Below are 25,029 nucleotides of genomic sequence, written 5' to 3'. Positions count from 1 at the left end.
CATCTCGTGAGCTGCGGAGACCCATTCTCGGAAGGGTGGGTCTCCGCTTCTGTCTGTCTGTCTGTCGTTCTGTCTTGACCTGTCCCCGCCGCGCGCAGGGCGCGTGTGATCATGCCTCCGTTTAGCAATGCCCTTTCGTGCCAATGGCGCTTCCTGTCCGATCGCGGCCAGCCACGCACGAGGTATTCCGATCGGTGCCGGGACAGCTCTGGGCCGGGCACGATGCGCGCAGCGAGAACCTCGACGACTAAGCTTTGACAGCTATCGCGGACAATGTGGCCGCACGCTCTTGCTGCGCTTCCTTTCCACCACCAGTGGACGCGGCTTCCTGACCGGTTCCTCGACCGGCTCCGGAGAGACGTCACCGGCGTGGACGAGGGTTTCCCTGAGCCTTGCTTCGGCGCTCTTGCCGATGCGCCCCAAGCGACGATGCAGCCTGGCTGTATCCGCCTCGGGCACGAGGAAACGCCGCCGTAAATTGAAGCGCGTCGGAATGTCGAGCTTGGCTTCGGCCATCTCGATGGCCTGCGCAATCGCGAGCTCATGCGGTGCTGGACCCCCAGTCTCGATCGGGCTGCCCCAGGCGATATCGAGAAATTTCCGACCAGCCATTGTCGGGGTGCGCACGACAATTCCCGGACGCGCAGTCGACTTGGTGAGGCCAGCGCGCCGGCTTGGAAGAGCGCACACCACAAGATCGCCCGCCACGAGATCGACAGGGCGACAGTCCGCCTCCTGAACCACCTGTTCAGCATCAGCCACAGGTGCGTTTTCGATTTCCTCCGATTCCTTGGTGACGCTGTGCCTCGCGGCGGGAGCGTAGAATGGTTTGTCATCGACCAGGATCAGCAGATGCTCGACCGCTGCCGTGGCCTCTTCGCTGGCCGGCATCGTGAGCGAATACTGTCGGCTGAGCGTGATGATCTGGGAAGCGACCTCTTTCTCATCGAGTGCGCTGCATTCATTCCACGGGTACGCCGACGGCGCCTTGCGGCCGGAAATGGCGGCTTCGAACACGATCTCGTCCGTTTCTGCATCCCGGAGTTGAACGGCGGAAACCTCGCGTCGATCGGTCAAGGCCACCTCGACATCGAGAGCCGACTGCATGGCGGTGCGATTGCCCACGATGATGGGAAAGCCAAACCGCCTGTCGCTGCCGACTTCGATGCCGTAGTCGACAGCATCGAGCATGTCTTTCAACTCCAGCAGACCATGATCCGAATAATGCCGGTCAATGGTCGTTCCCTCGAGGTGGCCGAGGATCCGCTGACGCGTGCCGGTATCGATGCCGAGACCCATCAGCTTGGAGGACAGGGTGCGCCGCATGGCGTAGATATCTTCACGGGCGTCTTGAAGCTTCAGCGTCTTCAGGAGGTTCCGCAGCCGATCGCCGAAGATCTGTGAGCGCCGTCCATGACTCTTGTCTGGCTGAACTTCAGGGAAAAGCCAGGTTTCACCACGCTTCCTTTTCGCGACGACCCATTCCCGGAAGCCCAGATCGAGAAGGGTTTGCGGGATGGGCAGGACGCGTCGGGATTGTTCGTTCTTCAGCACGGCGTCCTCCTCGTCTCCGACGAAGAGGCAGAGGATCCCGTCCCTGCGGACCACGTCCGGGATCGCGGCCTGAAGGATTTCCTCTGGGCGAACGCCCATGGTGATCATGACGAGCGGGACCCAATAGATCGCGTCCCGAATGATGATGCATTTGCGCGCGGTGGCCTTCCGGCCGCGCTGCTTCGGTGACGATGTGCCGAGATAGATCGGCGAGCGCAGGAGCCTCGACACGTGCTCGAGCGACCAAGACATCCGCCGCTTCGGGCGCGACACGCGTTTCGGAAGCTTGCAGGGTGTCTTCTGAGACTTGTGCCAAGCGCGCAACCGGTTCTTCAGCTGCGCATGGGAGGGTACGAGGCGATCATCGTCATTGACATCTCTTCCGACACGTTTCCGCCCGAGCGCAGCTCGAAATATGCGATTGAGCATGTCGCGCTGGACGAAAAGGTATCCGTCGGTGAGCCGCGGAATCAGTTCCTGCACAAGCCGGCGGCGCTTATCAGGCACCGACAGCGTGTCGAGATTCAGGATTTCCTCCAGCAGTTGAGCGTCTCTCGCATCGGCGTCGCGGATCTCCTGCAAGGGGCACAAGTCCTTGCCGATCTTCTCATGCCTGTTCCGGCCGTGGCCTTTTCCCCAGCCCTTAGGCAGCATCCATACCTTGAAAAGGAACTCGAAAGACTGCTCGAGCACGATCGATGCCACGGGCACGTCGCCGAAATACGCCAAGGCGAGTTTTCCGATGACCCGGATCTTGGTCTCCACGTCTTGCGGGGCCTCTTCGCAGGCTTTCTCGATCGCCTCCGACAGCAGCATGGGCGGCTTCATGGCCTTCCGGTTCGGCATCAGACCATGATCGATCAGCAGATCCCGCCCGACATCGAGCGGGTCATCGAAGTCCCGCTCGACTCGTGCACGCAAGTCGTTGAGGCGGCGTAGAAGGGAGAGCACTTGCCGGGCAACTGCGGGTGCCTCGAGGGCCTCCTGGTCAAGGTTGTTCTGCCGCGCAATTTCACCGGCGAACGTGGACGCAACTGACCAGTCTCTTGTCCGCTGAGCGTCCCGGATGTGGCCGGTCTCTGTATCGATCCGGCCCAGATAGGACTCGGAAATCTCGGCCACAGACCCGCTCTCCTGCCGGGCGATCATGCCAGCCACAGCCCGCCGCACAATCTCCTTCAGCATCGCCTGGACCTGGGCCTCGCTGACGGGGCTGTTCTTGAGTTCTTCGAGCATGTCTTTCTCTCCTGCCTCGATCGCGGAGCGCAGGTCGACCGACCGCTTTACCGCTTCGGAGAGAATGTGGGTGCGAAGCGAAACCGACAGAAAAGCGGATGCGCCAAGATGGCGGATTTTTTCGGGCCAACGTCGCCGGAAGTAGAAGATCCCGTTTCTGCGAACGAGGTGGAGCCCCCATTTTCTCGACGGTTCCCGCGCTCTACGCCGCGCAAGATGTGAACCAGTTTGTGAACCACCGTGACGTGGAGACGGGAGGCTGGCCGCTTGATCAACGGCTATCCCATTGGGAAGTATGTATTTTTTGGAGGTCATTGGCTGGGGCGGTAGGATTCGAACCTACGGTGCGCGGTACCAAAAACCGGTGCCTTACCACTTGGCTACGCCCCAACGTGGGGGGGTATGTAGCCAAGTGGGCGCGGGGCTTCAAGAGGAAAATCCGACAAATTTCGATTGCGCGTCACGCGCCGCTACGGCAAGCGAGACGGCATGGAAAATTGCGATGTTTTAGTGCTGGGCGCAGGGGCTGCCGGGCTGATGGCCGGGATCGAGGCGGCGCGGCGCGGGCGCTCGGTGCAGGTGCTCGACCACGCGCGGCGTCCGGGCGAGAAGATTCGAATCTCTGGCGGCGGGCGGTGCAACTTCACCAACCGTCTCCTGACCCGGCAAAACGCGACCGAGCGATTCTTGTCGCGCAATCCCCGCTTCGCGCTCTCGGCGCTGTCGCGTTACACGCCCGCGGATTTCATCGCGCGGCTCGATGCGGCGGGGATCGCCTGGCACGAGAAGCATCTGGGGCAGCTCTTCTGCGACGGCAAGGCCACGCAGATCATCGACCTGCTACTGCGCGATCTGCGCGCGGCAGGGGGCGTGCTGTCGCTCGAGACGGAGATCGAGCGGGTGGAGCGGGAGGGCGACGGCTTTCTCGTCACAACCTCGCAAGGCCCGATCCGCGCGGCTTCGGTGATCGTGGCTACGGGCGGCAAGTCGATCCCGAAGATGGGCGCCTCCAGCCTCGGCTACGAAATCGCGCAGAAATTCGGCCTCGATATCGTGGAGACTCGGCCCGCTCTGGTGCCGCTGACCTTCGCCGAGCAGGATCTGGCGCGCACCGCGCCGCTGTCGGGGCTCGCGCGGCCCGTCGATCTGCGCCTCGGCAAGACGCATTTCGCCGAGGATCTGCTGTTCACCCATCGCGGGCTGTCAGGGCCCGCCATCCTGCAAATCTCCAGCTATTGGCGCGAGGGCGACACGCTTAAGATCGATCTGGCGCCGGGCAATGACATTGCGGCGGCCCTGTCGGAGCAGCGCGACGCGGCGGGACGGCAGGCGCTGCACAATGCGCTCGCGCGGCATCTGCCCGAGAAGCTCGCGCATTTCGTGGTGGCGGAGGCGAAGCTATCGGGGCGGCTGGCCGAGCAATCGAACAAGGACCTCGCCAAGCTCGACGATCAGATCCATCGCTGGCAGGTGCGGCCGGTCAGCTCGGAAGGGTATCGCACGGCGGAGGTCACGCTGGGTGGCGTGTCGACCGTTGCGCTCGATGCGAAGACGATGGAGTCGAAGCAGGTGCCGGGGCTCTACTTCATTGGTGAAGTTGTCGATGTGACCGGCTGGCTGGGCGGCTACAACTTCCAATGGGCCTGGGCCTCGGGCTGGGCTGCGGGGCAGGTGGCCTGACCACGCGCCTCTTCCTCTTGGAAGAAATATCCCCGGGGGGCCCGAAGGGCGGGGGCAGAGCCCCCTCCCTCTTAAGTTTTGTCGCCCTCCGGTGACGGGGGTAGAGCCCCCTCCCGGATCGATTTCTATGCCGTCAGGGCTTACCGCCCGACCGCCACGTAATCCTCGAAGCCCGCCTTCCTGACGTCCTTCTCGGAGTAGATGTTGCGCAGGTCGGCCATGCGCGCGGTCTCCATCGTCGCAGCGATCTTCTGCAAGTCGAGCGCGCGGAACTCGTTCCACTCGGTCAGGATCACCACGCAATCGGCCTTCTCGGCTGCCGCATAGGCATCGTCCATCCAGGACACGCCCGGCAGCAGCGCCTCGCCCTCGCGCTTGCCCTGCGGGTCGACCACGCGGACCTTCGCACCGCCGCCCACCAGTGCGGGCACGATGGTGAGTGCAGGGGCCTCGCGCATGTCGTCGGTGTTCGGCTTGAAGGTCACGCCATAGATCGCGATCGTCTTGCCATTGACCGAGCCGCCGCAGAGATCGACGACCTTCTCGATCATCCGGCGCTTGATGTCGTCATTCACCTTGATGACCGTCTCGACGATCTCCATCGGGCAGGAATAGTCCTGACCGATCCGCGCCAGCGCCGCCGTATCCTTCGGGAAACATGAGCCGCCATAGCCCGGGCCGGCATGGAGGAACTTGTTGCCGATCCGGCCGTCGAGCCCCATGCCGCGCGAGACCTGCTTGATATCCGCGCCGGTCTTCTCGCAGAGCCGCGCGATCTCATTGATGAAGGTGATCTTCGTCGCGAGGAAGGCGTTGGCCGCGTATTTGATCATCTCGGCGGTTTCCAGATCGGTGTAGAGGATCGGGAATTCGCGCAGGAAGAGCGGGCGGTAGATCTCGCCCATCACCGCCTCGGCCTTCTCCGAGGTGGTGCCGACGACGACCCGGTCGGGCCGCATGAAATCGTCGATCGCCGCGCCTTCGCGCAGGAATTCGGGGTTGGAGGCCACGTCGAACTCGATATCGGGGCGGGTCTTGCGCACGACCTCCGCGACCTGACGGTTCGTGCCCACCGGCACGGTCGATTTCGTCACGATCACCGCATAGCCGGTCATCGCGTTGGCGATCTCCTCGGCGGCGGCCATGACGTAGGTCAGGTCCGCATGGCCGTCGCCGCGCCGCGTCGGCGTGCCCACTGCGATGAAGACCGCATCGGCGTCTGCGACCGCGGCCTTGAGATCGGTGGTGAAGGACAGCCGCCCGCCTTCCACGTTCTTCACCATCAATTCGTCGAGTCCCGGCTCGTAGATCGGCACGCGGCCGCCCTCGAGCATTTCAATCTTCGCGGGGTTCTTGTCGACACAAACGACCTCATGGCCGAAATCCGAGAAACACACCCCCGAAACAAGGCCAACATAGCCCGTGCCGATCATCGCGATTTTCATATTCTCGTCCTTGCCTGTGCTGTGTCGGTGCCTTGATTCCCGGGCGGCGAAATTGCAAGCCGGTTCCGGACAAGTTCTCGTAATTCTTCTCAGAATCCGCGTCGCTCCAGAAGCGCGGAATGGTAGCCTGTGCCGCGTTAGACACGAATTCTGGGCATTTCATGCAAGAAAAGTGCCAAAGTGCAACAGTCTTCGCCTCTGCGTGAATGGGCCGTGTATTTCACTCTTTGCAATCCCGGGAAGCTGTGTAAGTCTCGCCGGGAAGCTGCCAGAAAAGTCCGGCGGCTCCCTACGGTAATGACGGAGATTACTATGAAAAAGATCGCTACCATCGCCCTGGCCCTCGGCCTCACCGGTTCGACCGCTTTTGCTGGCGGCTACACCGCTCCGGTCGTCGAGCCCGAGCCCGTTGTGGTTGAGCAGTCGTCGTCCTCGAACGCCGGCATCATCATCCCGGTTCTGCTGCTGCTCGGCGTTGCTGTCGCAGCCTCGAACAACTAATTTCGGGTAACACCGAATTGGAAGGGGCCGGACGTACGCGTTCCGGCCTTTTTCATTTCCGGAGATACGGGGTAGGGCCTGACGCTCCGGGGACAGGAAAAACCCGCGCTTGGCGCGGGTTTTTCTTTTGCGGCAAGGGGCGGATTTGCCATGCGTCGAGCGCCGCTGCTGTGACCGGACGACAGGTCCCGTCATCTCGCGAAAAGCAAAACTGGACGTTGGGGGCATCCGCCGGGTAAATCCGCTTTGGACCGCGTGAGAGGGAGACCCGCATGAGCCAGAGATTTACCCGCCGTGAGAGTTTCGCCCTTGCCGCCGGTGCCGCCGCCTTGGCCGCGCCGCCTGTGCTGGCCGCAGAGCCCGAGGTCACGCTGCGCCTGCATCAATTCCTGCCGCTGACCAGCTTCGTGCCCGCCCATATCCTCACCCCTTGGATCAAGGCGGTCGAGGAGGCGTCGCAGGGCCGGGTGCGCATCCAGCATTACCCCTCGATGCAGCTGGGCGGGAAGCCGACCGATCTTATCGATCAGGTCACTGACGGGGTTGTCGACATCGTCTGGACGCTGCCGGGCTACACGCCGGGGCGGTTTCCGCGCACCGAGGTGATGGAGCTTCCCTTCCTGGTCGCCGAGGCCGAGGCCGCGTCTGCCGCACTGTGGGAGCTGGCGCAGGCGGAGATGGTCGATACGGATTTCCGCGACATTCACCTGCTGGGGGCCTGGGTGCACGGGCCGGGCGTGATCCATGCGAACAAACCCGTGCGCGCGATCCCCGATTTCGAAGGGCTGAAACTGCGCGGCCCGTCGCGGGTGACGACGAAGCTGCTCGAACACTTCGGCGCGACGGCGGTCGAGATGCCGGTCCCGGCTGTGCCCGAGGCGCTCTCGCACGGGACGATCGACGGGGCGCTCCTGCCCTGGGAGGTCTCGGCCTCGCTGCGGATCGGCGAGCTGGTCCATCACCACACGCAATTCGCTGGCCCCTCGATCTACACGGCGAGCTTCATTCTCGCGATGAACAAGGACCGCTACGCCGCGCTCGACCCCGATCTGCAGGCCGCGATCGACAGCGTCTCGGGCGTTGAGTTCTCGGCGCAGGCGGGACACCTGCAGCAGGCCGAGGATATCCCCTCGCGTCAGGCCGCGATGGCTCTGGGCAATGAGATCATCACGATCCCGGCCGAGGATACGTCGATCTGGAAAGACGCCTCGCAGCCGGTGATCGATGCATGGGTTGCCGAGATGGAAGAGAAGGGGGTGCCGGGTGAAGAGTTACTGAGCTCCGCCCGTGCCCTGATCGAGAAACATTCGTTCTGAGGATAAGGCGCGGTGAGCTGGTTCGTGGGCGCCGATCTGATCCGCATCGCGCTGATCGTGGCGGTCCCGCCGCTCGCGCTTTTGCCGCTCTGACGCAGGTCCGCAAAAGAGCGGTGATTTCTGCGCGCTTCTGTGCGAGCATGATGCCGAGGAGGACCGCCCATGACCGAGATTACCAGCGATTTCAAAGGGCAGACCGTGATCTGCACCTTCGAGATGACGCCCGCCACAGCCGATGAGTTGATGGAGAAGCTGCAAACCGCCTATTCCGAGGTGATCTCGAAAGCGCCCGGTTTCATCGGCGCGGGCCTGCATATGAACGACGCGCGCACGCGGATCGCGACCTATTCGAAATGGAACGAGCGGGGCGACTATCAGGCGATGCTGCGCAGCCCCGAGATGATCGAGCGCAACCGCGTGATCTACACGCTGTGCCGCAATTTCGAGCCGGTGATGTACGAGGTATCCGCCGATTTCTGACGGACGAGCGCTCGCATTGCTGCGCTGCCGAAATGGTTGCGCGGAGAGGGAACTTCATGGCGCGCATCGCGTTGATGTGAAAAGACATATCGGAGTGACATCATGGAAAGCGTTCTGCAAGCAATCGGCACGGTCGGCCTGATCTTTCTCGTGCTCGCAGGTCTTCTGGCGGGCTGGATCGCGAGCGTCGTCTCGGGCGGGCGCCACAAGGCCGCCTATCTGGCGATCGGCGTGGTCGGCGCCCTCATCACCCCCTTCATCGTGGCTCTGCTGGGCGGGGCGGTGCTGGCGGCGGGCGGGCTGCTTGCGATCGTCGCCATCGCGCTTGTCGGCGCGGTCATCGTGCTGATCATCGGCAAGATGATCCTCGACTGACGCAAGGCGCGCGCCTCAGGGCAAAGGTCCGCCGCGCGCAAACCACCATCCCAGCTTCAAGTAGGCGAACCCTTCGCGGACGCGGGCCTTCGCGCTCGCCCGATGCGGCGGACAGTCAGCGCGCGCCCGCAGCCTCATCCGCCGCGCAATCATCACCGCGCGCGGCGCGTGATAGGGATCGGTTACGACGATCACCTCGTCGCTCTCCAGATGCGCCCGTGCGAAGCCGATATTCTCGTAAGTGCTGGTCGAGCGATCTTCGAGAAAGATCGCCTCGGCCTCCACGCCTTCCTCGCGCAAGATCCGGGCCATCACCTCCGCCTCGCTCGGCGGATGCCGCCCGACACCTCCGCAACAGATCACCCGCTCCGCCGCGCCCGCCTGCCACAGCGCCGCCGCGTGCCGTGTGCGCCGCTGCAAGCTGGGTGAGGGGAGGCCATCTGCCCAAACCGCTGCACCAAGGATCAAAATCGCTCTCATTTCGTTGAGCTAAAGGTCCACACTGCCGGCGACAAGGCTGGCGGTCGTGTTATGATCACGAAAAAGGGAGGTTAACATGCGTTTCATTTTTCTTGCCGCGCTGCTGGCTGCCGCGCCTGTTTTGGTCGAGCCCGCTTTCGCCGAGCCGGTCAATATTCGCCCCGACGTCATGTCCGTCACGGTCGACACTGCCAAGGGCCCGGTCGAGATCAAGCGGATTCAGGATAACGAGAACAAGCTCGAGGGCGATTGGGCCAAGACCTCGCGCCCCTGTCCGAGTTTCTGCATCCAGCCGATGATTCCGGCCCCCGGCGTGACCCCAGTGGGGGAGCTGGAGATGCTGGAGTTTCTCAAGGATCCTAACGTGGTGGTCGTAGACGGGCGGGTGACCCGCGACTTCGAGGGCGGCGCGATCCCCGGTGCGATCAATATTCCCTATATGGAAGCCCCCGACCGTCTGGGCGAGCTCGGCTGTCAGCCTGATTTCGAGGGCTTCATCTGCGACGGCGAGGACGTGAAATCGGTCGCGCTTTACTGCAACGGCCCGTGGTGCGGCCAGTCGCCCACTGCCGCACGCCGCATGATCGAAGCCGGCTTCCCGGCGGAAAAGATCTATTACTATCGCGGCGGAATGCAGCAATGGCGGCTGCTGGGGCTGACGGTCAGCGGGGGCTGAACCTCAGTCTCCGGGCTCTGTGCAAGGGTAGGCTTCGCCATCGGGTAGCCGGCAAAGCGCGTCGAAGAAGCTGCTGGAAAGCCGATCATAGCTGAGCATTCTGTGTTCCCGGTCGCGGGATTCGAGATAGTCGCTGCACGACGCGAGGTAGTATAGCTCGCGTCGTGCATCTTTCGCGTACCACTGAGTGAAAGCGGCGCTGGCCGCGCTGATGAGGTCGCCCGAGCGGCCCATTTCTGTCTCGAAGGCTGCGGCGATGTCGTCCTGCATCGGCCATCCTGCAAGCGCGTCCCAGGCGTCGGGCATCCCGGCTTCGCGCAGATCCCAAGCCACAGCGAGGCTGAAGGTCGTCGCGTCCGCCTCCATTGCGAAGATCGCGCGGGCATTTTCCTTCATCGACAGGTTCGGATCGGGACAGGAGCCGTGGAATTTCTGCTCCAGATGACGCAATTCATGAATCAGAACTGCCTTTTGCAGGGCGGGTGCCATGTCGGTGGCGATCACGAGCCGGGAGGAGCGCGGCTCGAAATATCCCCGCGCGTCGTGCAGAGTGTCGGCGAGACACAGCTCGCCAGCGTCTTGAAAGAGCGCGACATGCAGGCTCGGCCAGCGGTCGAGGGCGGGACGCAGCTGTGTGACGAGCGCTGCGATTTCGGGCGGCTGATCGAAGGGTGGGGCGGCGCAAGTGAGGATCTGGGCGTGCGCCGGTCCGGTCATCACACCGAGCCAGGCGCTCAGGGCAATGTGCCGGGCGAGCCTCACCGACCCTTCTTCCGCTTCACACCCCCGCGCTGACCCGGCCGTCCTGCCGTCGACCGGCCCTGCGCCTTGACGGCGGCCTCGCTCGCGGCCTCCACCGCCGATTGCCGCGCGAGCGGGTCGTCGTGGACGGCGAGGTCCACCGCTTCCAGACGTTTCACCTCGTCGCGCAGGCGGGCGGCTTCCTCGAATTCCAGATCCTCGGCGGCCTTGCGCATCTTGGCGCGCATGTCATCCAGATGCGCCTGCAGGTTCGCACCGGGTTTGACCGCATCGACCTTGGCGGTGACGCGCGACATGTCGGTGTCGCCCTGATAGAGCCCGGCCAGAACGTCATCGACATTCTTCTTGATCGTCTCGGGTGTGATGCCGTGTTCTTCGTTATAGGCGATCTGCTTGGCGCGGCGGCGGTCGGTCTCGTCCATCGCGCGCTGCATCGAGCCGGTGATCCTGTCGGCATACATGATGACGCGGCCCTCGGAGTTCCGCGCGGCGCGGCCGATGGTCTGGATCAGCGAGGTTTCCGAACGCAGGAAGCCCTCCTTGTCGGCATCGAGGATCGCGACAAGCCCACATTCGGGAATGTCCAGACCCTCGCGCAAGAGGTTGATCCCGATCAGCACGTCGAAGGCCCCGAGGCGCAGGTCGCGCAGGATCTCGATCCGCTCGATCGTGTCGATGTCGGAGTGCATGTAGCGCACGCGAACGCCCTGTTCGTGCAGGTATTCGGTCAGGTCCTCGGCCATGCGTTTGGTGAGCGTGGTGACGAGTGTGCGATAGCCGCGCGCCGCGACGGTGCGGATCTCATCGAGCACATCATCCACCTGCGTCTCGACCGGGCGGATTTCCACGATCGGGTCCAGAAGGCCGGTCGGGCGAATGACCTGTTCGGTGAAGACGCCGCCGGTCTGTTCCAGCTCCCATGCAGCGGGCGTTGCCGAGACGAAGACCGATTGCGGGCGCATCGCGTCCCATTCCTCGAATTTCAGCGGGCGGTTGTCCATGCAGGACGGCAGGCGGAAGCCGTGTTCGGCCAGCGTGAATTTGCGCCGATAGTCCCCGCGATACATGCCGCCGATCTGCGGCACGGTGACGTGGCTCTCATCGGCGAAGACGATCGCGTTGTCGGGGATGAACTCGAAGAGGGTGGGCGGCGGCTCGCCGGGCGCGCGGCCGGTGAGGTAGCGCGAGTAGTTCTCGATCCCGTTGCAGACGCCGGTCGCCTCCAGCATCTCCAGATCGAAATTCGTGCGCTGTTCGAGGCGTTGCGCCTCCAGCAGCTTGCCTTCCTCTTCCAGCTGTTTCAGCCGGAGCGCCAGCTCCTTGCGGATGCCCTTCGCGGCTTGCTGCAGGGTCGGGCGCGGCGTGACGTAGTGGCTGTTCGCATAGATGCGGATTTGGTCGAAACTGTCGGTCTTCGCCCCGGTCAGCGGATCGAATTCGGTGATCGCCTCCAGCTCTTCACCGAAGAAGGAGAATCGCCAGGCGCGGTCCTCCAAGTGGGCGGGCCACAGATCGACCGTGTCGCCCTTCACACGGAACGCGCCGCGCTGGAAGGCCGCATCGAGTCGCTTGTATTGCTGCGCCACCAGCTCGTTGATGAACTTGCGCTGCTCGATCAGATCGCCGGTCTTGAGGTCCTGCGTCATTGCCGAATAGGTCTCGACCGAGCCGATACCGTAGATGCACGAGACCGAGGCCACGATGATCACGTCGTCACGCTCCAGAAGCGCCCGGGTGGCCGAGTGACGCATCCGGTCGATCTGCTCGTTGATCTGCGATTCCTTCTCGATATAGGTGTCCGAGCGCGGCACATAGGCTTCGGGCTGGTAGTAGTCATAATAGGAGACGAAATATTCCACCGAGTTGTCGGGGAAGAAGCTCTTGAACTCACCGTAGAGCTGCGCGGCCAGCGTCTTGTTCGGCGCGAGGATGATCGCGGGGCGCTGGGTCTCCTCGATCACCTTGGCCATGGTGAAGGTCTTGCCCGTGCCGGTCGCGCCCAGCAGCACCTGATCGCGTTCGAGCGCCTCGACACCGGAAGACAGCTCCGCAATCGCGGTCGGCTGGTCGCCGGCCGGGTCGAACTGAGTGTGCATCACGAACCGCTTGCCGCCTTCCAGCTTGGGGCGGGTGAGCACGTCGGGACGTTCGGAGGGCAGATTGGTATTGTTGTGAGGCATCGCTCAGACCTTTTGCTTGCCCCCCAAAGTTGTCCTCTTTTCGTTCGCATTCAAGGGTTTGCGAAAGGCGTTAAGGAAGGCTTAACGCGGAGTTTCGAATTGTCTATATTTAACAGTGTCTTGCGTCTCTGTTTGGCTTGAATTCATGGCGGGTCGCGCGCATCTTGCCTTTTGCAAGCAGCATCAGACTGCCGGCCGGCGCACCACCCCCACCCCTTGCTCCCCAGCCGGTCGGCAGTTCCTCAACTTACGGGGCTCTCGGTATCCTTCGGACATGGCGGGCGGCGGCGTCATCGAAGGGTCCGGCATGCCATGCACAATCGCCGCGCATCTTTCGCCTTTGCGCTCCGGGGCTTGCGATTTGGCTCAGATGCACTAAGAAAAGTCAGAGGTATCGCAGAGGAGTTTGCCCATGCGCGCGCGCATCTACCAACCCGCCCGCAACGCCATGCAATCGGGCACCGCGAAGACGCGGTTCTGGTATCTCGACTATGTCGCCTCCGACGCGCGTGAGATCGACCCGCTGATGGGCTGGACCAGCTCCAACGACACGCAGGCCCAAGTGCGGCTGCGCTTCGAGACCCGCGAGGCGGCCGAAGCCTATGCCAAGGAAAAGGGCATCGATTACGTCGTGACGGAGCCGCATAAGCGCGCTCCGAATGTCCGCGCCCGCGGCTATGGCGAGAACTTCGCCACCGACCGCCGCGCGAACTGGACGCACTGAATATTTGCGATTTCGGCGAAAGCTTTCCCGGCTGAGGGAGAGTTTTCCGTATCGCGATCACCCGTTTTCCACGTGAATGAAGCTGGGGCGTCAGGCTGCGTTTCGGTTTCTTCCTGCGTTCCAACCTGTGCCACCGACGGTCTCGCGCAGGTTGGAGCGGGGCCCGAATTTCCGACGTAACTCTGCGTTCCATCCAAAGAGCCCGTCGCTTTGTTCCTTGGCATTATCGCGCTCACGATTTTCGACGTTTGAGCAGAGTTTTTCCGAGCCTGCCCGCGCTCAGGAACGGTGACTTCGCTGCAGTGTTCTCTGTCTGCCGGCTGACGGTCGGCGCATGAAATGCAAGGAGAACACTATGACCTACACCATCAAGTCGATCGCTCTCGCAGGTATTCTGGCCACCGCCGCGCCCGTTGCGGCCCTGGCTCAGGCTGACGTCTCCACCGGAACGGACGCTGGCGCATCGGTCTCGGCGCAGGCTGCAGGCGCTGATGTCGGCGCAAGCGCGGATATGGGCGCATCGACGGACGCCGCAACGACTGCGGGCTCGAATGGTGGAATGGGCCAAGATGGGTCGGTGAAGACCTATGGTCAGCTCGTCGCGGACCTTCAGGCCAATGGCGCTGCGTCCACCGACCAGTTCGCCGATTATGACGTGGGAACCGATGGCGAAGCCAAGATCGTCGCTCTGTCCGATCTGAAGGGTGAAGGCGCCGAGAATGGCTCCGCGGCTCTCGAGAACGCAATGGGCGCTGACGTGGATGCCGATTACAGCCAGCTTCCGTCCAGCGTCTTCGATGGCACCGACTACACGCCCGAGGATGTCGCTGCCGCGTATATCAACGCCAAAGGCAATCTGATCGTCGTGGTCGACAACAACGCCTGATCACCTTTGAAGATCAATCGTCCCGAAGCCCCCTGTCCTCCGCGGCAGGGGGCTTTCTTTGTGCCCGACATCTACTGATAATGCAGGGCGTCAATCGGATCGAGCCGTGCCGCCCGGCGTGCAGGAAAGTAGCCGAAGACCATCCCGACCACGGCGGAAAAGCCGAAGGCGAGGGCGATGACGTTCAGGCTGGGCGAGAAGGGGATCGCCATGATCTGCGCCGCGACATAGGCGAGGCCGAGGCCGAAGAGGATGCCGATGATCCCGCCCAGAACCGACAGCACCACCGCCTCGACGAGAAACTGCATCAGGACCTGATGCGCCTGCGCGCCGACCGAGAGGCGGATGCCGATCTCGCGGGTCCGCTCGGTCACCGAGACCAGCATGATGTTCATGATCCCGATCCCGCCGACGAGCAGGCTGACCGCCGCGACGGAGGAGAGCAGGCCGGTGAGAACCGAGTTGACCGAATTGAGCATCGAACTCAGTTCCGCCATGTCGAAGACCGAGAAGTCGTCGTCTTCACCGATCGCGATACGGCGACGCTCGCGCATCAGGGCCTCGATATCGGAGGTCGCCCGCTCCACGGAGGCCGTCCGGGCCACCTGAAGCGAAATCGAAGAGACGTCCTGACTGCCCATCAGCCGCCTTTGCACCGTTCGGACCGGCATCAGCACGAGGTCGTCCTGATCCTGCCCGAAGGACCCGGCGCCCTTGGACTTCAGCACGCCGATCACCTCGCAGGAGATCGACTTGATGCGGATCTTCTCGCCGGTCGGATCGGTCGCGCCGAACAGGGTCGTCCGTACGGTCTCGCCGATGATGCAAAGATTGGCGCCGCTGCGGTCCTCCGCCGGGGTGAAGCTGCGCCCGAGCGCGATCGTCCAGCCTCCGATCTCGAGATAGGGCGACGTCGTGCCGGTGATCGATGTCGTGCGATTGTTGTTACCGAAGACCGCCGTGGCTGCGGTCGAAACGACAGGCGCGACGGCCGAGAGGCTGCTCAGGTCCTCCAGCGCTTCTGCATCCGATAGCTTGAAGGGCGGCGCGGTATCGCGCGATCCGGGCCCCATCATCCGCGCCCCCGAGCGCAGGACCAGCACATTCGTGCCGAGCGATTCCACATTGGCCGAAACCTGCTCGGAGGAGCCTTGCCCGACGGTCACCATCGCGATGACGGCGGCAACCCCGATCACCACACCCAGCACGGTGAGAAAGGACCGAAGCGCGTTTCGGATGATCGCGGTTAGCGCGAGGCGGATGGTTTCCCAAAGCATCACAGCGCTCCTTCGTGCATCTTCTCGTCGCGCACGACGCGACCATCGGTGAAGACGACGAGGCGGGAGGCATAGGCGGCCATGTCCTCCTCATGGGTGACCATCACGATGGTCAGCCCGGACTCGCGGTTGAGGTCCTGCATCAGGTTCATGATCTCGACGCTGCGTTTGGTGTCGAGGTTGCCCGTGGGCTCGTCGGCGAGCATCACCATCGGCTCTCCCGCCAGCGCCCGCGCGATGGCGACGCGTTGCTGCTGACCGCCCGAGAGCTGCGACGGCGTGTGATCCTCGCGCCCCTCAAGTCCGACCCGCGCCAGAGCCTGACGGGCCCGCGCCACGCGCTCGGCCTTGCGCATCCCCTTGTAGATCAGGGGAAGTTCGACATTTTCCAGCGCGGTGGTGCGTGGCAGCAGGTTGTAGCCCTGAAAGACGAAGCCGAGGTAGTGCCTGCGCAGCAAGGCGCGCTGGTCGCGGTTCAGGGTCGCCACCTCGACACCGTTGAACAGGTAATTCCCCGCAGTGGGCCGGTCGAGGCAGCCGATGATGTTCATCGCGGTCGATTTTCCCGATCCCGAGGGCCCCATGATCGCAAGGAATTCCCCCGGTTCGACGCGAAGGTCGACGCCATCGAGGGCGCGTACGAGGGTTTCGTCGTGGCCATAGTGGCGCTCGATCCCGCGTAACTCGAGAAGTGGCTCACTCATCGCGATGCATCCCGCTGATCTGTGATGACCTGATCGCCAACGGCCAGATCGCCCGCGGTGACGATCGTGAACTTGCCGTTCGTCGCCCCCGGCGTGACCGCCACTTCGACGGGGGTGCCGTCGCGAAGAACCCAGACGGATTTGCCGCTTGCGGTGCCGCTCTCGGAATTCGGGCGGCTCGGTATCACGAGCCCGATGAGCCCGCTCGCGCCATTGCCCGCATCTTCGACCTCTTGAGGCGGGGCATAGCGCAGCGCCGCATTCGGGATCAGGAGCTCGTCTTTGGCCTCGTCCACGGTGATCGTCGCCGTCGCGGTCATGCCGGGGCGCAGGAGCAGATCGGAGTTGTCGACCGCCAGCACGCCCTTGTAGGTCACGACGTCGTCGGTGGTCTCGGGGGCGTAGCGCACCTGCGTGATTGTCGCCGGGAAGGAGCGACCGGAATAGGCGTCGACGGTGAATGTCGCGTCATTGCCGACCGCGACCTGACCGATATCCGCCTCGTCGATATCGACGAGCAACTGCATCCGGCGCAGGTCCTCGGCCAGCGTGAACAGGGTGGGCGCGGACAGCGAGGCGGCCACGATCTGACCGGCCGAGACATTGCGATCCAGAACGACGCCGTTGATCGGGGAGCGGATGACCGATTTCTCCAGATCGTCCTTCTCCAAGGCAAGGTTCGCCTCGGCCAGCGTCAGCGACGCTTTCGCGGCCTGAACGGCGGCCACGGCGCGATCGCGCTGCGCGATATAGGTGACGAAGGTGCTATGGGTCGAGACGCCGCGCCGGTCCAGTTCCGCCTGTGTCTCATAAAGCGCCGTCGCTTCCTTCTGGGTGGCCTCGGCCTGTGCGAGCTGCGCCTTGGCGGCCGCAAGCGCGGCTTCGGCATTGGCGACCTGCGCCTTGAATTTCGTGTCGTCGAGCCGCGCGAGGACCTGACCCACTTCGACCTCGTCGTTATAGTCGACATCGATGCTGTCCAGCGTGCCCGACAGCTCCGAAGAGACCTCAACCTCCGTCGTGGGCTGCACCGTGCCGGTCGCGGTAACCGTGACCGTCAGTTCGCCGCGCGTGACGGCTTGCGTCACATAGCTCGTGCCCGTGGTGTCGCCGGAGGGCGCAAGCCAGAGCCACGCGCCGATCGCGATCACGACAGCACCCGCGCCGAAAGCCCAGAGCCGCCAAGGGCGTCCACTCTTCGCAGTGGACAGCATTTTTTCGATTTCATCGCGGCTCTGGCTTGGCATCGTTCATCCGTTCCGGTTTCTCTCCCCGCAAGCTCGGGCGGGAGTATTACGTTCGAGAAAATGAACCCCGTCGCCTGCTATGGCTTTGCTCTAGAACAAGAAAGGAAAAAGAAACGCGCTTGTGATCGTCGGGATGATGAATTTGTGACCTGTCTTCGCCCGTTGCGCGGAAAGCCTGCGCAGGAGAGTGTCACAGGACGGTGCGCGTGAGGGTCTGGATCACCATCTCCGACTGACCGTCCACGGTGCTCAGCTCAAGATCGAAGCGGCTGCGGCTCCCGTCGGGGGCGAGGACCGTGAGATCGTCGATATCCGAGGCGCGCTCCATCTGGTGGCGCGCATATTTCGCGCCGCGCAGGTTCGGCGGCAGCTTCGCGTTGATGAGCCCCGCGATCTCGTCCGCGCCGGTCAGCACGCCGAAGGGAGAGGCGGTCGACCAGACCCCGTCGGGATGAAACAGCTTTGCGGCCGCCGCACCGTCGCGCCGGTCCACGCAATCCAGAAAGCGCATCAGCAGCGAGCGCTCGGAATGTCTGGCGGCGTAATGGGTGTGGAGCAGACGGTGCGCCGTCGGGGAATTCGGCGCGCCCAGTTCCGAGGCATAAAGCGCCTGCACATCCGCATTCTCATAGGAGCGGCGGCGCGGTGCCTTCGCATCGACGCTGTAGATCGCCTTGGCGCGTTTTTGCAGAATATGCGGGTCCATGGATTTCGGCTCGCCGCCGCCGCCGAGGCAGCCGCCGACGCAGGCCATGACTTCGATCGCGACATAGTCGTCGCGCCAGGCCTCGTCTTCCAGCATGCGCTGGGCCGAGGCGATCCCGTTGCACACGGCCACGGTGCCGACGCCGGGAATGGTCGCGGTCTTCACGCCCTCACGGACGCCGCGCAGCGCCTCCCATTCCAGCGGCAGATCGTGCTCGACCCCTTTGAAATGCGCAGCCGTGCGGACCATCGCCTCCATGACCCCGCCGGAGGCGCCGAATATCTGGGCGGCCCCGGTGCTCTCGCCCAGCGGGCTGTCGAATTGCCCGTCTTCGGAGAGCGCCCCGAACGGGATGCCCCGCGACCGGATCATCCGCGCCAGTTCGCGGGTGGTGAGCACATGATCCACGTCGCCAGAGACACCGGGGCGCTGGGCCTCGTCCTTCTTGGCGGTACAGGGCATCACGCTCACGACATAGGGCTCGGCTTTGCCCTCCGCGAAATCGGGCCCGAGCGCGCGCGCAAAGCGGCCCCGTTTTGCAATCGCGCCATGCATCTGCTGGGGGGATTTGGTCGTGCTAAGATGCGGCAGAAGATCGGGGCGGTTCAACTCGACCCAATTCACCCAACCCGGACAGCAGGAGGTGAACAGCGGCAGCTCCGTCCGGGCTTCGATCCGCGACAGCAGTTCGGTGCCTTCCTCCATGATCGTGAGATCGGCGGCGAAATTGGTGTCGAACACGTAATCGAACCCCAAAAGCCGCAGCGCGTTGATCAAGCGCCCGGTGCTGACAGTGCCCGGCTCCAGCCCGAATTCCTCGCTGATGGCGATGCGGGTCGCCGGGGCCACCTGAACCACGGAGACGCGCCGATGGGCGTCGAGCGTGCGCAGCACCGCGTGCCAATGCGGCGCCTCGATCAGCGCGCCGACAGGGCAGACAAGCGTGCACTGGCCGCAGGAGATGCAATTGGTCTGCGACAGCGGCACGTCGAAGACGGTGACGGGGCGCCGGTCGAAGCCGCGATTGGCGAACCCGATGACATTCTGGTTCTGGACGCTGTCGCCGCAGACCTCCGCACACAACCCGCATTCGATACATTTCGACAGGTCGCGCCAGATGCTGGGGGAGGTGTGATCGGTTGCGAGCTCTTCCGAGGCGGCAGGCGCCCCGGCGGGCATCTTCGGCCAGCGCTCCTCCCATTGGTTCTCATGGACGAGCCGCTGGAGCTGGCACGCCCCGTTCACCTCGCAGCGCATGCAGTCATTGGGATGGCGCGCGAGCAGCCATTGCGCATCGGCTTTCCGAAAGGCCGCCAGCGCCTCGGTGTCCGTCGCTACGACATCGCCCTCCTTCGCCAGAGTGCGGCAGGCCGGTTGCGGATTGTGGCTGCCCTCGATCTCCACGAGGCACATGCGGCACACGGCATGGGCGGGCAGGCCGGGGTAATAGCAGAGCGTCGGGATATGGATGCCAGCCAGCTTCGCCGCATCCAGCAAGCTGGTGCCCTCGTCGACTTCGACGTGCCGCCCGTTGATCGTAAGCGTGATCATGCGAAGGGACCTCCCGTCTCCTCAGTATAGCAGAGGCCGTCGCCGTGGCAGAAGGCCTGCGTCTTCAGCACTGTCTCACAGTGCCGTCACATTCGGCAAATTCCCATTTTCGCGGCCAGCTGTGCTAGACTGAGGCTCGATGGTGCTCGAAAGGACGGCGTAAATGGCCCGAGCCACCCGGATATTTCAGCCTGCCTCACACTGGGGGCTCAACAGCTATTGGCAGGGCGACTGCCCGCCTTGGATCGCGCTCGTGGTGGTGCTGATCGGCGGACGGTTGGCGGTCGCCGAGCTGTGGCAAGCCTTGCCGTCGCCGCTCTCGATGCCGCTTTTCGGGTTGCTCTTCCTCGCAGACATGACACTGGCGCTGTGGCAGCTGGTGGGCGCGTGGCGCAGCCTGTCGCATTGGATCGACGCGCAGGCGCGGGGCCATGTGCTGCTCGCCGGACGCGTGGCGGTGGTGGCGGTCGCGGTGGTGACGGTGACCCATGCGCTCGATCAGGCCGCGCGGCAGACAGCGGCCTTGGTGCCGGCCGCCTATGCCGGGCCGCAGCCGCTGGAGGTGCGCAACGGCGTCGCTTATCTGACCGGCGATATCGGCTACGATCTCTTGGCGCGGTTCGAGGCAACCCCGGCGACGGGCGTCTCGGCGGTTGATCTCGACAGTGCCGGCGGTCAGGTCTTCGCCGCGCGCGCATTGGCGCAACGCGTGCTGGCGCGGGGGCTGAACACGCAGGTGACGAGACGCTGCTATTCCGCCTGCACGCTGATCTTCATGGCGGGCGCGCATCGCGATCTTGGGCCGGAGGGAAAGCTGGGCTTTCACGGCTATAGCTTGAAAGCCTATCCGCTGCCGATCGACGTCGCGAAAGAGGAGGCGATCGACCGGGCCTTCCTGCGCGATCGCGGCGTGAGTGCCAGCTTCTCCACGCGCGCCTTCGCGACACCGCATCGCGATATCTGGCGCCCGGACCGCGAAGTGCTCGCCGCCGCCGGTGTGCTGCGCGACTAAGGCTCGGCCTCGACGTCGCTCTGGCGCCATGCCGGAATTCCCGCTAATTTTCAGTGATGAAAACCCTCCTCTCAGCCCTGTTTTTCTGTGTCCTCGCGGGGGCGCTGAACGCGCAGCCTGCGCGGGAGATGATCGGGCCGCCAGCGCTGGATTTGCGCTGCACCGAGGACGGACGTCGCTGCATCGGGCTGACAGACTACTTCGCCGATACCTGCGGGCTTATCGAAAACGCGGCGCGGGAGGCAGGGATCGACCCGGGCTATTTCGCGCGGCTTCTCTGGCGCGAAAGCCGGTTCGATCCGGCGGCAATCAGCCCGGCGGGTGCGCAGGGGATCGCGCAGTTCATGCCCGGCACGGCGCGGCTGCGCGCGCTTGCCGACCCGTTCAATCCGGCCGAAGCGATCGAAGCCTCGGCGCGCTATCTGGCGGAGATGGCCGCACGCTTCGGCAATCCCGGTCTCGCGGCGATCGGCTATAACGGCGGCGAGGACCGTGCGGCGGGGTTCATCGCGAAGACCGGCGGGCTTGCGGGCGAGACCCGCGCCTATGTGCGCGCGATTACCGGCCATTCGGCGGAGGATTGGCGCGACACGCCGCCCGAGGAGGTGGATTTCCGGCTCGATGGGGAGACGCCCTTCCTTGCGGCCTGCACCAAACTGGCGAAGGGCAGGGCGATCCGGGAGTTCCGCGATCCTGTCCCGCCCTGGGGCGTGATCGTGGCCGCCGGGCGCACCCAGCGGTCGGCTGAGGTCTTCGGGAAACGGGCCGCTGCGCGTCATTCCGGCGCGATTGGCGACGCCAAGCTGCGCTTCGTGCGCGCGGTGATGCCGGGCTTCGGGCGACGCGCGCAATACACGGCGCAAGTCCCGGCAGGTTCGCGCAAGCAGGCGCTGGCGACCTGCGGGAAAATCCGCGGACAGGGCGGGTTCTGCAAAGTCATCCGCAACTAAGGCGTTTTCGCGCTGGAGGCTCGCGCGCGCCGCGCCTAATCTGCCGCCGACACGGATGAGGGTGCCCCATGGAAGACACGATCGAAATCGCGCGCGAGACCCCGCTGGGCGCGGATCTTGCAGAGCTTCACACCCGCCACGCGACGGCGATGCACGAAGATACGCCACCCGAGTCGATCCATATGCTGCCGCCCGATGCGCTGGCTGCGCCCGGCATTTCCTTCTTCGTGATGCGTCAGGCGGGGCGCCCGGTGGGCATGGGCGCGCTGAAGCGCATCGCGCCCGATGAGGGCGAGATCAAATCGATGCATATCCTCTCCGAGATGCGCGGGCAGGGGCTCGCCCAGCGGATGCTCGAGCAGCTGATCTCGGCGGCGCGCGACGAAGGTATGGCGCGGCTCTATCTCGAGACCGGATCGCAGGACTCCTTCGCCCCGGCGCGCCAGCTTTACCTGCGGGCGGGCTTTGCCGAATGCGGGCCTTATGTCGGCTACCAGCCCGATCCGAATTCCGTCTTCCTGATGCGCGCGATCTGAACTTGCACCGCGCGCGCCGATCGCGCATTTAGGGGGCCACGCGGTCCCTTAGCTCAACTGGATAGAGCAGCTGACTTCTAATCAGCAGGTTCGGGGTTCGAGTCCTCGAGGGATCGCCAAAATCCTCGCTTCTTGCGACGCGGCCTCCGCCTGCGACTTATTCTCTCTTATTGTCCGAAAACAAGGAAACGCGCTCTGAATCGCGGCAAGCTTCTTTTACGCCCGGATGTCAAAGACATGCGGCGGAGCTACCATGGAGGTTCAAAATGCGTATTTTTCTTCTTGTTCTCCCTGCGGCGCTGAGCGTTGCTGCCTGCAACCCGACGCCGGGTCCCTATGCGAACGGTCCCTATACCGGTCCGGGTCCCGGCCCGCGCACCACCTACAGCTATGACAGCATCGAATATGGTCGCATCGTTTCGGTGCAGCCGGTCACGATGCGCCGCACCAGCGACGGCGACCAGATCGTCGGCGCAGTCACGGGCGGCCTCGTCGGCGCGGTGATCGGGCACCAGTTCGGCTCCGGAACCGGCAAGGACGTGATGACCGGCGCGGGCGCGATCGCGGGCACAATTATCGGCAGCAACGTCGCCAGCCAAGGCGGCACCTACACGTCCTATGCGTGGACCGTGCGGCTCGACAATGGTGGCTCGATTACGGTCATCCAGATGTCGAACCAGTTCCGCGTCGGCGACAGGGTGAGCGTCGTGCGTAGCGGCAATCAGGTTTACCTGCGATAACGCCACTGGGCACAGGCTTGGGTGAGGGCGCGACGTCGCTTTGCGTCTTCACTTGGGCCTGATCCGAAGGGCGCGCAGGGCGTTCAGGATCACGGCGACGTCGATCGCCTCCTGCAAAATGGCGCCCTCCACCGGCGTGAGGTAGCCATAGGCGGCTGCGATCATGCCCAGCACCGAGAGGCCGATCCCGGCGGCGACGCTCTCGAAGGCGATCCGCCGCGAGGATGCGGCGATTTCGATGCCCGCGCGCAACTGATCGATCCGGTCGACGAGAAGCACCACATCGGCCGCTTCGGCCGAGGCGGCGGCCCCGCGCGCGCCCATTGCGACGCCGACATCTGCGGCGGCGAGCGCGGGCGCGTCGTTCACGCCGTCGCCCACCATCATGACCGGCCCATGCTTGCGCTCGGAGAGCACGAGGAGCACTTTCTGGTCCGGCGTCAGGCCCGCGCGCAGCCCGTCGAGGCCGAGCCCCTCGGTCACGCGTTCGGCCACATCCGTTCGGTCGCCGGTGGCGAGCAGAATCCGTTCGATCCCCTCGTGACGCAGCCCGTCGAGCATGGCGCCCGCATCTTCGCGCAGCGGATCGGCCATCACCAGATGCCCGGCCATGCGCCCGTCCACGGCGACGGCGACGAGGACCGCCCCGGCGGCCATCGTCGGGTGGTCGCCCGGTTTGCGCCCGACGCGCGCCGCCACGAAGTCGTCGCCACCGACGATGACCTTGCGCCCCTCGACATGACCCACGACGCCTTCGCCCGCGATTTCCGCCACATCCGACGGGACGGGCAGGGTGAAGCCGCGCTCTTTCGCGGCGGTGACGATCGCTTGTGCCACCGGATGTTTCGAGGCCTGATCGAGGGCGGCGGCAAGGCGCAGGATCTCGTCTTCCTCCATCCCGTCGTGACTGTCGATCGACACGATCTGCGGGCGGCCTTCGGTCAGGGTGCCGGTCTTGTCGAGGACCAGCGTGCCGATGCGCGCCATCGTCTCGAGCGGTCCCGCGCCTTTGATCAGCACGCCGTAATGCGCCGCGCGCGAGAGCCCCGCCACCAGAGCGACCGGTACGGCGAGGATCAGCGGGCAGGGGGTGGCGACCACGAGAACGGCGACCGCGCGGATCGGGTCTCCGGTGAACCACCACGCCGCGAAGGCGATGGCGAGCGTGACCACGAGAAAGCCCAGAGACCAGCGATCCGCGAGGCGCGACATCGGGGCCTTGGAGGCCTGGGCTTCCTCGACCAGCCGGACGATCCCGGCATAGGTACTGTCCTTCGCGGGCCGCACCGCCATCAGATCGAACGCCTCGCCTGCATTGGTCGAGCCGCTCATGACGTCGGCCCCATGCGCCAAACGAACCGGCAGAGACTCCCCGGTCAGCGCCGATGTGTCCAGAAAAGCCGTCTCGGAGGCCAATGATCCGTCCACCGGCACCACGTCGCCCTGATGGATCAGCAGGCGATCCCCGGGGGCGATCTCGTCGAGCGGAATATCCTCCAGCCCGCCATCGCGATGCCGCGTTGCGGTCCGTGGGACACGCGAGAGCAGGTCGTGCATTTCGCGCCGGGCGCGGCCCTCGGCGAAGCTCTCGAGGAAAGTGCCGCCGGAATACATCACCGCCACGACCGCCGCGGCGAGCGTTTCGTCGAAGACAAGCGCGGCGGTCATCGAGAGAGCGGCCACGATATCCAGACCGACTTCGCCGCGCCGGAGGCTGCGGGAGATCTCAAAGACAAGCGCGGCGAGGGTGGGCACGACGCCGACGGTCCAGCTGGCTTTCGCCAAGGCGTCCGCGCCAGCCGCCCAGAAGGCGAGGCCCACCACCAGCGCCGCTACGGCGAGCGCGAGGAGGGCGAGTTTCAGACGGTCGGTTCCGCGCTGTTCCATCCGGTCTGTGGTCCTTCTGCACGTCTCACGGTCGATGGCGCCTCACATCTCCAAAGCGTGCGCGCCGTCACCGTGATAGCGCATCCCCTTGATCGGTCCAGCCTCCAATTCGGTTTCGCGGGAG

General features: G+C 64.5%; 22 protein-coding genes, 2 tRNA genes and 1 pseudogene. 13 read left to right on the top strand and 12 right to left on the bottom strand.

Going from position 1 to position 25,029, the window contains the following annotated elements:
* Positions 1–261: 261 nt before the first annotated feature.
* From AKL02_RS14905 to AKL02_RS14900, 3 genes and pseudogenes are all read right to left on the bottom strand, one after another.
* Positions 262–2,790: a tyrosine-type recombinase/integrase gene (locus tag AKL02_RS14905; RefSeq protein ID WP_165757017.1), complete on the bottom strand. Its 2,529-nt coding sequence runs from the start codon at positions 2,788–2,790 to the stop codon at positions 262–264.
* Between the two features lie 27 nt (positions 2,791–2,817).
* A pseudogene (locus tag AKL02_RS21310) lies at positions 2,818–3,105 on the bottom strand (DUF6538 domain-containing protein); the annotation flags it as partial.
* Positions 3,106–3,180 (bottom strand) — tRNA-Gln (locus AKL02_RS14900). It lies immediately after the preceding pseudogene.
* A gap of 99 nt (positions 3,181–3,279) precedes the next feature.
* On the opposite strand from AKL02_RS14900, the gene AKL02_RS14895 reads away from it, so the two are divergent.
* Entirely contained in the window at positions 3,280–4,470 is a 1,191-nt protein-coding gene (locus tag AKL02_RS14895) for a BaiN/RdsA family NAD(P)/FAD-dependent oxidoreductase (RefSeq protein ID WP_083078982.1), read from the top strand.
* Positions 4,471–4,610: 140 nt separating this feature from the next.
* Here AKL02_RS14895 and AKL02_RS14890 read toward each other — a convergent pair whose 3' ends face one another.
* A complete protein-coding gene (locus tag AKL02_RS14890; RefSeq protein WP_083078983.1) occupies positions 4,611–5,915 on the bottom strand; it encodes a UDP-glucose dehydrogenase family protein in 1,305 nt (434 codons plus the stop codon).
* 312 nt (positions 5,916–6,227) lie between these two features.
* On the opposite strand from AKL02_RS14890, the gene AKL02_RS14885 reads away from it, so the two are divergent.
* The 4 genes from AKL02_RS14885 (at position 6,228) to AKL02_RS14870 (ending at position 8,587) form a co-directional block, all read left to right on the top strand.
* Positions 6,228–6,416, top strand: a complete 189-nt coding sequence (locus AKL02_RS14885; protein ID WP_172976163.1) for a hypothetical protein — start codon at positions 6,228–6,230, stop codon at positions 6,414–6,416.
* 272 nt (positions 6,417–6,688) lie between these two features.
* A complete protein-coding gene (locus AKL02_RS14880; protein WP_083078984.1) occupies positions 6,689–7,732 on the top strand; it encodes a TRAP transporter substrate-binding protein in 1,044 nt (347 codons plus the stop codon).
* A 162-nt stretch (positions 7,733–7,894) separates the two neighbouring features.
* On the top strand, positions 7,895–8,212 hold the full coding sequence (locus tag AKL02_RS14875) for an antibiotic biosynthesis monooxygenase family protein (protein WP_083078985.1): 318 nt from the start codon (positions 7,895–7,897) through the stop codon (positions 8,210–8,212).
* A gap of 102 nt (positions 8,213–8,314) precedes the next feature.
* Positions 8,315–8,587 (top strand): hypothetical protein, encoded by a 273-nt coding sequence (locus AKL02_RS14870; RefSeq protein WP_083078986.1) that lies wholly within the window; start codon positions 8,315–8,317, stop codon positions 8,585–8,587.
* Between the two features lie 15 nt (positions 8,588–8,602).
* On the opposite strand, the gene AKL02_RS14865 is transcribed toward AKL02_RS14870, so the two are convergent.
* Positions 8,603–9,067 (bottom strand): YdcF family protein, encoded by a 465-nt coding sequence (locus tag AKL02_RS14865; RefSeq protein WP_083078987.1) that lies wholly within the window; start codon positions 9,065–9,067, stop codon positions 8,603–8,605.
* A 76-nt stretch (positions 9,068–9,143) separates the two neighbouring features.
* Here AKL02_RS14865 and AKL02_RS14860 point away from each other — a divergent pair, with 76 nt between their 5' ends.
* Positions 9,144–9,743 carry a rhodanese-like domain-containing protein gene (locus AKL02_RS14860; protein WP_078541906.1) on the top strand — a complete coding sequence of 200 codons (600 nt, stop codon included), beginning with the start codon at positions 9,144–9,146 and terminating at the stop codon, positions 9,741–9,743.
* A 3-nt stretch (positions 9,744–9,746) separates the two neighbouring features.
* Here AKL02_RS14860 and AKL02_RS14855 read toward each other — a convergent pair whose 3' ends face one another.
* Positions 9,747–10,505 carry a DUF6782 family putative metallopeptidase gene (locus AKL02_RS14855; RefSeq protein WP_083078988.1) on the bottom strand — a complete coding sequence of 253 codons (759 nt, stop codon included), beginning with the start codon at positions 10,503–10,505 and terminating at the stop codon, positions 9,747–9,749.
* The gene (uvrB, locus tag AKL02_RS14850) at positions 10,502–12,685 is read right to left on the bottom strand and encodes an excinuclease ABC subunit UvrB (protein WP_083078989.1); all 2,184 of its coding nucleotides are present in this window, start codon (positions 12,683–12,685) and stop codon (positions 10,502–10,504) included. Before uvrB ends, AKL02_RS14855 begins: the two co-directional genes overlap by 4 nt.
* Before the next feature lie 412 nt (positions 12,686–13,097).
* On the opposite strand from uvrB, the gene AKL02_RS14845 reads away from it, so the two are divergent.
* Positions 13,098–13,409, top strand: a complete 312-nt coding sequence (locus AKL02_RS14845; protein ID WP_078520323.1) for an ETC complex I subunit — start codon at positions 13,098–13,100, stop codon at positions 13,407–13,409.
* A 355-nt stretch (positions 13,410–13,764) separates the two neighbouring features.
* The gene (locus AKL02_RS14840; RefSeq protein ID WP_083078990.1) at positions 13,765–14,295 is read left to right on the top strand and encodes a hypothetical protein; all 531 of its coding nucleotides are present in this window, start codon (positions 13,765–13,767) and stop codon (positions 14,293–14,295) included.
* Positions 14,296–14,366: 71 nt separating this feature from the next.
* Here AKL02_RS14840 and AKL02_RS14835 read toward each other — a convergent pair whose 3' ends face one another.
* From AKL02_RS14835 to AKL02_RS14820, 4 genes are all read right to left on the bottom strand, one after another.
* Positions 14,367–15,572: an ABC transporter permease gene (locus AKL02_RS14835; protein ID WP_078520321.1), complete on the bottom strand. Its 1,206-nt coding sequence runs from the start codon at positions 15,570–15,572 to the stop codon at positions 14,367–14,369.
* Positions 15,572–16,276, bottom strand: coding sequence for an ABC transporter ATP-binding protein (locus AKL02_RS14830; protein WP_078541903.1), 705 nt, complete (start codon positions 16,274–16,276; stop codon positions 15,572–15,574). Before AKL02_RS14830 ends, AKL02_RS14835 begins: the two co-directional genes overlap by 1 nt.
* Positions 16,273–17,490 carry an efflux RND transporter periplasmic adaptor subunit gene (locus tag AKL02_RS14825; protein ID WP_232621633.1) on the bottom strand — a complete coding sequence of 406 codons (1,218 nt, stop codon included), beginning with the start codon at positions 17,488–17,490 and terminating at the stop codon, positions 16,273–16,275. Before AKL02_RS14825 ends, AKL02_RS14830 begins: the two co-directional genes overlap by 4 nt.
* A 223-nt stretch (positions 17,491–17,713) precedes the next feature.
* Positions 17,714–19,780: a [FeFe] hydrogenase, group A gene (locus AKL02_RS14820; RefSeq protein ID WP_083078992.1), complete on the bottom strand. Its 2,067-nt coding sequence runs from the start codon at positions 19,778–19,780 to the stop codon at positions 17,714–17,716.
* Between the two features lie 163 nt (positions 19,781–19,943).
* On the opposite strand from AKL02_RS14820, the gene AKL02_RS14815 reads away from it, so the two are divergent.
* From AKL02_RS14815 to AKL02_RS14795, 5 genes are all read left to right on the top strand, one after another.
* Positions 19,944–20,792: a COG3904 family protein gene (locus AKL02_RS14815; RefSeq protein WP_083078993.1), complete on the top strand. Its 849-nt coding sequence runs from the start codon at positions 19,944–19,946 to the stop codon at positions 20,790–20,792.
* 56 nt (positions 20,793–20,848) lie between these two features.
* On the top strand, positions 20,849–21,742 hold the full coding sequence (locus AKL02_RS14810) for a lytic transglycosylase domain-containing protein (RefSeq protein ID WP_083078994.1): 894 nt from the start codon (positions 20,849–20,851) through the stop codon (positions 21,740–21,742).
* A gap of 68 nt (positions 21,743–21,810) precedes the next feature.
* Positions 21,811–22,278: a GNAT family N-acetyltransferase gene (locus tag AKL02_RS14805; protein ID WP_083078995.1), complete on the top strand. Its 468-nt coding sequence runs from the start codon at positions 21,811–21,813 to the stop codon at positions 22,276–22,278.
* 42 nt (positions 22,279–22,320) lie between these two features.
* Positions 22,321–22,397, top strand: a tRNA-Arg gene (locus tag AKL02_RS14800).
* Between the two features lie 147 nt (positions 22,398–22,544).
* The gene (locus AKL02_RS14795) at positions 22,545–23,018 is read left to right on the top strand and encodes an outer membrane lipoprotein (RefSeq protein ID WP_083078996.1); all 474 of its coding nucleotides are present in this window, start codon (positions 22,545–22,547) and stop codon (positions 23,016–23,018) included.
* Between the two features lie 48 nt (positions 23,019–23,066).
* Here AKL02_RS14795 and AKL02_RS14790 read toward each other — a convergent pair whose 3' ends face one another.
* On the bottom strand, positions 23,067–24,905 hold the full coding sequence (locus AKL02_RS14790; protein WP_083078997.1) for a heavy metal translocating P-type ATPase: 1,839 nt from the start codon (positions 24,903–24,905) through the stop codon (positions 23,067–23,069).
* Between the last annotated feature and the right edge of the window lie 124 nt (positions 24,906–25,029).

Origin of the sequence: Thioclava electrotropha (assembly GCF_002085925.2) — a bacterium.
Taxonomy (GTDB): domain Bacteria; phylum Pseudomonadota; class Alphaproteobacteria; order Rhodobacterales; family Rhodobacteraceae; genus Thioclava; species Thioclava electrotropha.
The sequence above is the reverse complement of the archived record's forward strand: the minus strand, read 5'-3'. Positions and strand labels throughout refer to the sequence as shown.